At 64.2% G+C, this 7,149-nt stretch carries 8 protein-coding genes and 1 tRNA gene; 8 read left to right on the top strand and 1 reads right to left on the bottom strand.

The genetic code is table 11. From position 1 onward, the window contains the following. The 7 genes from AB4Z51_RS13255 to AB4Z51_RS13225 all read left to right on the top strand — a co-directional run. Positions 1–1,646, top strand: a 1,646-nt coding sequence (locus AB4Z51_RS13255; RefSeq protein ID WP_441497522.1) for an efflux RND transporter permease subunit, incomplete at its 5' end; no start/stop codon positions are given. A 225-nt stretch (positions 1,647–1,871) separates the two neighbouring features. Next, positions 1,872–2,672 (top strand): class I SAM-dependent methyltransferase, encoded by an 801-nt coding sequence (locus tag AB4Z51_RS13250; RefSeq protein WP_135213592.1) that lies wholly within the window; start codon positions 1,872–1,874, stop codon positions 2,670–2,672. Between the two features lie 510 nt (positions 2,673–3,182). Next, the gene (locus tag AB4Z51_RS13245; RefSeq protein ID WP_063983412.1) at positions 3,183–3,917 is read left to right on the top strand and encodes a tRNA-uridine aminocarboxypropyltransferase; all 735 of its coding nucleotides are present in this window, start codon (positions 3,183–3,185) and stop codon (positions 3,915–3,917) included. A 160-nt stretch (positions 3,918–4,077) separates the two neighbouring features. Further along, positions 4,078–4,830, top strand: coding sequence for an ABC transporter permease (locus tag AB4Z51_RS13240; RefSeq protein WP_441497521.1), 753 nt, complete (start codon positions 4,078–4,080; stop codon positions 4,828–4,830). A gap of 7 nt (positions 4,831–4,837) precedes the next feature. Beyond that, positions 4,838–5,599 carry an ABC transporter ATP-binding protein gene (locus tag AB4Z51_RS13235; RefSeq protein ID WP_354075477.1) on the top strand — a complete coding sequence of 254 codons (762 nt, stop codon included), beginning with the start codon at positions 4,838–4,840 and terminating at the stop codon, positions 5,597–5,599. A 56-nt stretch (positions 5,600–5,655) separates the two neighbouring features. Then, a tRNA-Cys gene (locus tag AB4Z51_RS13230) sits at positions 5,656–5,729 on the top strand. A gap of 189 nt (positions 5,730–5,918) precedes the next feature. Then, positions 5,919–6,065, top strand: a complete 147-nt coding sequence (locus AB4Z51_RS13225) for a hypothetical protein (protein WP_167767891.1) — start codon at positions 5,919–5,921, stop codon at positions 6,063–6,065. Between the two features lie 81 nt (positions 6,066–6,146). Here AB4Z51_RS13225 and AB4Z51_RS13220 read toward each other — a convergent pair whose 3' ends face one another. Next, a complete protein-coding gene (locus AB4Z51_RS13220) occupies positions 6,147–6,341 on the bottom strand; it encodes a hypothetical protein (protein WP_039148908.1) in 195 nt (64 codons plus the stop codon). 262 nt (positions 6,342–6,603) lie between these two features. Between AB4Z51_RS13220 and AB4Z51_RS13215 the strand changes: the two genes are divergently transcribed. After that, the gene (locus AB4Z51_RS13215) at positions 6,604–6,867 is read left to right on the top strand and encodes a hypothetical protein (RefSeq protein ID WP_063983409.1); all 264 of its coding nucleotides are present in this window, start codon (positions 6,604–6,606) and stop codon (positions 6,865–6,867) included. Positions 6,868–7,149: the final 282 nt, after the last annotated feature.

Raw genomic sequence — 7,149 nt, 5'->3', positions numbered from 1 at the left:
GCGCCCATTACATCCGGCAGACCACGTCCGGCACCGCGACGCTGTTCGATCGGCTGATCGAAGGCTCGCTGTCGCGCGTCGTCACGTTTTACGCCCGCAGCTTGCGCACCGTGCTGCAATATCCGCTGCTGACGCTGCTGGTGTTCTTCGCCACCATCGGCCTCACGGTGACGCTCTACATCAAGGTCCCCAAGGGCTATTTCCCGACCGACGATTCCGGCTTCGTCATCGGCGCGACGCGCGCCTCGGCCGACATCTCGTTCCAGTCCATGCTCGGCCTGCAGCAGCGGCTCGCCGACATCGTGATGCAGGATCCGGCCGTGGCCGGCATCGGCTCGACGGTCGGCAGCGGAGGCGGGCCGGGGGGGGCGACCTCGAACCGCGGCACCATGTTCATCAGCCTGAAGCCGCCGGAGGAGCGTGACCACGTCTCGACGCAGGTCGTGATCGACCGTCTCAGGCGCGCCCTGTACCCGGTGCCCGGAATCCGTCTGTTCATGTTCGCCGCCCAGGACGTCCGCGCCGGCGGACGGCAGAGCGATTCCGACTACCAGTACACGCTGACCAGCACCGACCTCGGCCTGCTCCAGAAGTGGGCGCCGATCGTGGCCAAGCGCATGGAGAGCGTCGAGGGCATCACAGATATTTCCAGCGACCGCGATCCCGGCGGGCTTCAGCTCACGCTCTCGATCGACCGCCAGAAGGCCTCGGCGCTCGGCGTCAGGGTCCAGGACATCGACAACGCGCTCAACAACGCGTTTTCGCAGCGGCAGATCGGGATCATCTACACCCAACGCAACCAGTATATGACCGTGCTGGAGATCGACCCGAAATTCCAGGTCGACCCATCCAACCTTGATCGCATCTATGTCGCCGGTGCCAATGACGCGCAGGTGCCGCTGTCGGCCGTGGTACATGCGACGCGCGGGCTCGCTGCGCTGGCGGTCTATCATTCGCAGGGGTTTCCCTCGACCACGGTGTCGTTCAACCTGATGCCGGACGTGCCGCTCCAGACCGCGACCCAGAACGTGCAGCGCGCGATCGAGGAGCTGCACATGCCGGAAGGCATTCGCGGCAGTTTTGACGGCAATGCCGGCGATTTCGCCAGGACCAGCGGCCGCCAGCCGCTGCTGATCCTCGGCGCGCTGGTGGCGATGTATATCGTGCTCGGCGTGCTCTATGAGAGCCTCGCCCATCCGCTGACGATCATCTCGACGCTGCCGTCCGCGGGGCTCGGCGCGCTGCTCGCCTTGCAACTCACTAACACGCCGCTGACGGTGATCGCCTTCGTCGGCATCATCCTGTTGATCGGCATCGTCAAGAAGAACGGCATCATGATGGTGGACTTCGCGCTCGATGCCGAGCGCCAGCGCGGCCTGTCCTCGGCGGAGGCGATCTTCGAGGCCTGCCAGGCGCGCTTCCGCCCCATCCTGATGACGACCATGGCGGCGCTGTTCGCCGGAATTCCGCTGGTCATCGCGACCGGTCCGGGCACGGAGCTCCGCCGTCCGCTCGGTATCACCATCATCGGCGGCCTGTTCGTCTCGCAGATCCTGACGCTCTACACGACTCCCGTGATCTACCTGCTGATCGACCGCCTGCGCCGCCGCTCCGAGCCGCGCCCGCTGGCCGCACCGGCGGAATAGGCCAAGTATCGCGCACGTTCCGACACCGTCAGTCGGCTCGATCCCCTAACATTTGATGTTGTCAACTTAACATCTGTTCTCATAAAGGCTGTTACTTCTCATTTCTGTCAACAAAGCTCGTTACAGAACGGAGACGGGCGCGGCCTTCGCTCGTCGCGCCGCCCGAAGCTGTTGCATTCGAACGGAATTCCGCCCCGAGAATGTGTGACGTGCTTGGGAAACCTTGTGGGCGAGCGGAAATCGGCTGGCTCGTGTTGCTTTGGAGTGATTGGCCAAATGGCTAATACCGTCGGATCGCACTTTTTCCCGGAGATTGCGGCGGGTGGATTCTCTCGGGTCGATGGCACGATTCAGTTCTGGCAGCGGGTCGGGGCCTTGGTTGGACCGGATTCCGTCGTGCTGGACTTTGGCGCCGGGCGAGGCGCCGGCCAGAGCGAGGATTCGGTCGCCTACCGGCGCAGTCTGCGGTCGTTGAAGGGACGGGTGCGCGAGCTCGTCGGGGTGGATGTCGACCCGGCTGTCACGACCAACAAGGCGCTGGATCGGGCGTTCGTGATCACACCCGACGGAGAGCTTCCGATCGCCGATCAATCCATCGACGTGATCGTATCGGATTTCGTGTTCGAGCATCTCCAGGATCCTGCCAGAGTCGCCCGTGAACTCGACCGCGTGCTCAAGCCGGGCGGCTGGATCTGCGCGCGAACGCCCAACCGCTATGGATACATCGCACTCGCCAACCGGATGATCCCCGACCGGTTGCATGCCCGCATCATCCAGTCGGCCCAGGACGACCGCAAGGGCGAGGATGTCTTCCCGGCCGTCTATCGGCTGAACACTGCCAGCGCGTTCAAACGGCATTTTCCCGCCTCCCGATACGATCTGTATGTGATCCCGTGGGACGCGGAGCCGGCCTATTATTTCGGATCGAAGCTGCTCTATTCGCTGTTGCTAGCGGTTCAGCACTGCACGCCGGCTCCGTTCAAGACGGTGTTGACGGCGTTCATGCGCAAACGCCCCGTGCCGTGAGCCCGACAGCCAAGTCACGTCGGGCTCAAGCCGCCGTACACCTGATTGCGAAGACGAAAGAGCGCACGGGACGAAAGGCCTTCGAGCGCGGAACGTCACGCAACGCAGGCGCCTTGTAGAACGATCGTACCCTCCAAGACGTCACCAAGTCCGAGCGATAACGTCATTCGGCAGTCAACTGGACCGTGTACTACGGCCCGACCATCACACTTCATGACCATCGCCTCCCAATCCCCGCCCCAAAGCCCATGTCGACGTAGGTGCTCAGTTCTACGACACCGACCTCAGCAAGCCGATTTGGGTCGCCAACGTGGCCGCGAATGGTACTGTGGATTGGAGAGACGCTGCCGGAACGCCGGTCTAGCAGAGCGGTCGACGCGTTCGACATACCGGCGCAACGAGACCGCCTTCGGGCGGTCTTTTTGTCGTGTGCCGAGGTTCGGGGTTATGGCGGCGCCACTCCCGGCAAGAGAGTTGTTGAACCGCCGCTTCAAGCGTATAGCGGCGACCATGTCGAACCCCACAGCCGCCGCGCCGGCCGATCCGATCCCCGAATGCCCGCACTGCCAGAAGCCGATGCCGCTGTGCATCTGCGACAGTGTCACGCCCATCAAGAACCGGCTCTCGCTCCTGATCCTCCAGCATCCGCAGGAGCAGGACAGGGCGCTCGGCACCGCCCGGCTGCTTGCGAAGCACTTTGCCGATGCCACGGTGCGGGTCGGCCTGTCCTGGTCGAGCCTGTCCAAGGCGCTGGCGCGGCCGGTCGAGAACGCCTCGCACTGGGCCGTGCTCTATCTTGGCTCGGCGCGCGCGGCCGATCTGGAGGCCGAGGGCGAGATCCTGGCGCTCAACCGCAAGGGCGAAGTCGCGGAGAACCAGCGCTCGATCCTCGGCAAGCTCGAAGGCGTGGTGCTGCTCGACGGCACCTGGAGCCAGGCCAAGGCGCTGTGGTGGCGCAATCCCTGGATGCTCAAATGCCAGCGCGTGATCCTCAACCCGGCGCATCCCTCCCGATACGGACGCCTGCGCAAGGAGCCGCGGAAAGACGGGCTGTCGACCATCGAGGCGGCCGCGACCATCCTGGCCAGTCTTGAGAAGCGCCCCGATATCGCCGAGACGCTCAATGCCAGTTTTGAACGGATGTTGACGCGCTACCGCGAGGTTCAGGCCGAAATGCCGGAATTGGCGCCAAAACCGCCGGTCAAGGACCGCCGGCGCGGTGTCCGGCGCAGCAAGCGCAGCTGACTCGCGCTTAAATCCTCCGTACGGTTGATTGCCCCGCGCGAGACGGGCGGGTAGAGACGATCGGCCGATGGGCCGCGAACTGTTATCTTCGCAGAATCGGAAAGCCGGAAGCGGAAGGGGCAGTCGAATTCAGGCCGCGGCGAAGGAAATCCTTGCACAGGTGGCGCGGCCCGATCGGTGGGGCACGCTCGCGCTGATGGACATCTCGCTGCGTTACCGGCGCACCGTGATCGGCCCGCTCTGGATCACGCTGACGCTGGCAGCAACAATCGCAAGTGTCGGCACGGTCTACGCCGCACTGTTCAAGCAGGACCTCGCCGGTTTCCTGCCGCCCTTTGCCGTCGGCCTGATTGTCTGGACCCTGATCGCGACGACGCTTCAGGAGGGCTCCAGCATCTTCGTGTCGTCAGGCCATCTGATCAAGGCCGTGCCGGCGCCGCTGATCGTGCATGTGCTTCAGATGATCGCGCGCAACGTGCTCATCTTCGCGCATCATCTGGTGATCGTCGTTCTGCTCTATATCGTAATGCCCTGGCCGCTGCATGGGAGCATGCTGCTCGCGGTGCCCGGCTTTGCGATCCTGCTCATCGTTATGCTCGGCGGTTCGGTCGCGCTCGGCATGCTCTGCGCGCGCTTTCGCGATATCGGCACGGCGATCGTCAGCGGCCTGCAATTCATCTTCTTCCTGACGCCGATCATCTGGACCGAGGACGCCCTGCGCGGCACCGCGTTCCACTGGCTGATCCGGGCCAATCCGTTCGCGACGCTGCTCGACCTCGTGCGCAGGCCGCTGCTGTCGCAGCCGACCGATCCGCAGCAATGGCTGCTCGGGGCGATCTATGCGATCGTCGTAGCCGTCATCGCCTTCGGCTGCTACGCAAAATACCGCCACCGCGTGGCGTATTGGCTGTGAGGCGCGCATGAGCCTTGCTGCCCAGATCGTGCTCCGCAACGTTTCGGTCAAATTTCCGGTGCTGTCGTTCCGCGACCGTTCGCTGCGCAGCCGCTTCGTCAGCGCGGTGACGCTGCGCCGGACGCCGGCGGTGCCGCACATCGTCTCCGCGCTCAACGACGTCAGTCTCGACATCCGCGCCGGCGACCGCGTCGCCATCATCGGCGCCAACGGCGCCGGCAAGACCACGCTGCTTCGGGTGCTCGCCGGTATCTATCATCCGACCGCGGGCAGCGTGGACGTACTCGGCCGCTGCCTGTCGCTGTTCGACCTGTCGGCCGGCTTCGACGAGGAGGCCACGGGCTACGAGAACATCGTGCGCCGCGGGCTCGTAATCGGCGCGCGGCGCTCCGAGATCGATGCGCGGCGGGCGGAGATCGCCGAGTTCACCGAGCTCGGTGACAGGCTCGACCTGCCGCTGCGGACCTATTCCAGCGGCATGATGCTGCGGCTGATCTTCGCGGTCGCAACCGCCGTGGAAGGCGAGATCGTGCTGCTCGACGAATGGATCGGCGTCGGCGACCAGCAATTCCGCCGGAAGGCGCGGCAGCGGCTCGACGAGATCGTGGCCCGTGCCGGCATCCTGGTGCTGGCCTCGCACGACATCGAGCTGATCCAGAGCACCTGTAACCGCGCGATCCTGCTCGAGGAGGGGCGGATGACCGCGGTCGGCCCGACCGATGCGATTCTTGCGAAATATCTCGCCGGCCCGGGCGGGTGCAAGGCGTAAACGCCCGGTCGGGGTTGCCTAAGCCATTGATCCCCTATATTGCTCCGCCCTTACGGGGCCACGTGGCGGAGTGGTTACGCAACGGTCTGCAAAACCGTGTACACCAGTTCAATTCTGGTCGTGGCCTCCATAACAACCTCCTGATATTTCATCATAAATTTTGCTCACCGCGCGTTCCGCGGAGCACGCGATTGAGGCCTGCCAGGCCGTGCACACCGGGTTTGCCCGGGGCTTGGCGGACACCAGCGATTCAGGCCCGATGGCATAGACTTCGCATCTGCGAAGTGATGCGTCACGAACCCCTGGAGCTGAAGAGCACGTGAGCGACGTCGTCCGATTCGTCCCGAAATCCGAGCTGGAACGGGCTCGCCTCATTCGCGAGGCCCGTGCGATCTATGACAGCATCTTTCCGCCGGCCGCACCCGACCGGGTGCCGCAGGACGGCGAGGAGCGGGTCAAGACCTGATCGGAGCCGCGCCGTTCCGGCGCATGGCCGATAGCAAAACGCCCGCGGGAGCGGGCGCATCGGTTGACGTTGAAAGTGGTCTCAACAGGCCGCGTACCAGCCGTCCGGAAACGGCAGAAGGGGCCAGGCGCCCTCATTGTCATTGGCGGCTTTGGGCGTTGCGACGTACGACCACGAGCGGGGCACGAATTCCTCCTCCGGCTCGGGCGCGAAATCTTGATAGACCATGGCGTCCCGGACGGCATCCAGCAGCAAGTTGAATTCGGCTTCGCTCATCGCACCCTCGCAGAACGCGGATGGCGCAATGTCGCAAAGCCGGTTTGTTACCCGATTGAGCCGATCGTTCGCATTTTAGCGACCCGGCGATCGGGCTCCGATTGGTTAGCAATTCCTTAAAATCCCCTCGGAACCGTACGTTCCTCCCGTCCGGCCTCAGTGTGAAAGAGATCACATCCCCCGCGATTTATTTCTCCTACCCCTTGGCACGACACCGGCCAGCGAAGGCCGGGGGCGGGCAAGGCAGACGGGAGACTTGGTCATGAGGGCAAGGTTCTTACGGTTTGCGGGTGCGAAGAGCCGGGCGCGCCGCGCCTCGACGGTCGGGCTGTTCCTGGCGCTGTTCGCCTCCGCCGCCAATGCGCAGCAGGGAACGCCGGAGCAGCGCCGGGCCTGCACCCCCGACGTCTATCGGCTCTGCGCCGGCGAGATCCCCAACGTCCGCGCCATCACGGCCTGTCTGCGCCGTAACCGCTCAAGCTTGAGCGAGGCTTGCCGCACCGTCTTCGACCAGGCCGGCGGCTGACATAGCCGCCCTGTGGGTTTGTGCGCAGCAAGTGGCTCGTGCGGTCTCGCGAATCCGGCATAGTCGGCCTGTGGATATGCTGCGGACAGGCTGTGGAAAGCGGTGAGATGCTGTGGATGTCGTCCACAGATGCGTCTGCCCGGCACCTCATTTCCGCCAGTAAACGTCATATCTCCGTCAAATATCCTGACTGATTGATTCTCCGACCGTGCAGATCATTGCGTCGCGCGAGATGATTTGGTTCTCCCGAATTCGGAATTGCGTGCCGCAGGACACCTGACG

It is taken from the genome of Bradyrhizobium sp. 2TAF36 (genome assembly GCF_052114925.1).
GTDB classification, from domain to species: Bacteria; Pseudomonadota; Alphaproteobacteria; order Rhizobiales; family Xanthobacteraceae; genus Bradyrhizobium; species Bradyrhizobium barranii.
Note: the sequence above shows the minus strand (reverse complement) of the source record. Positions and strands in the feature narration are given on the sequence as shown.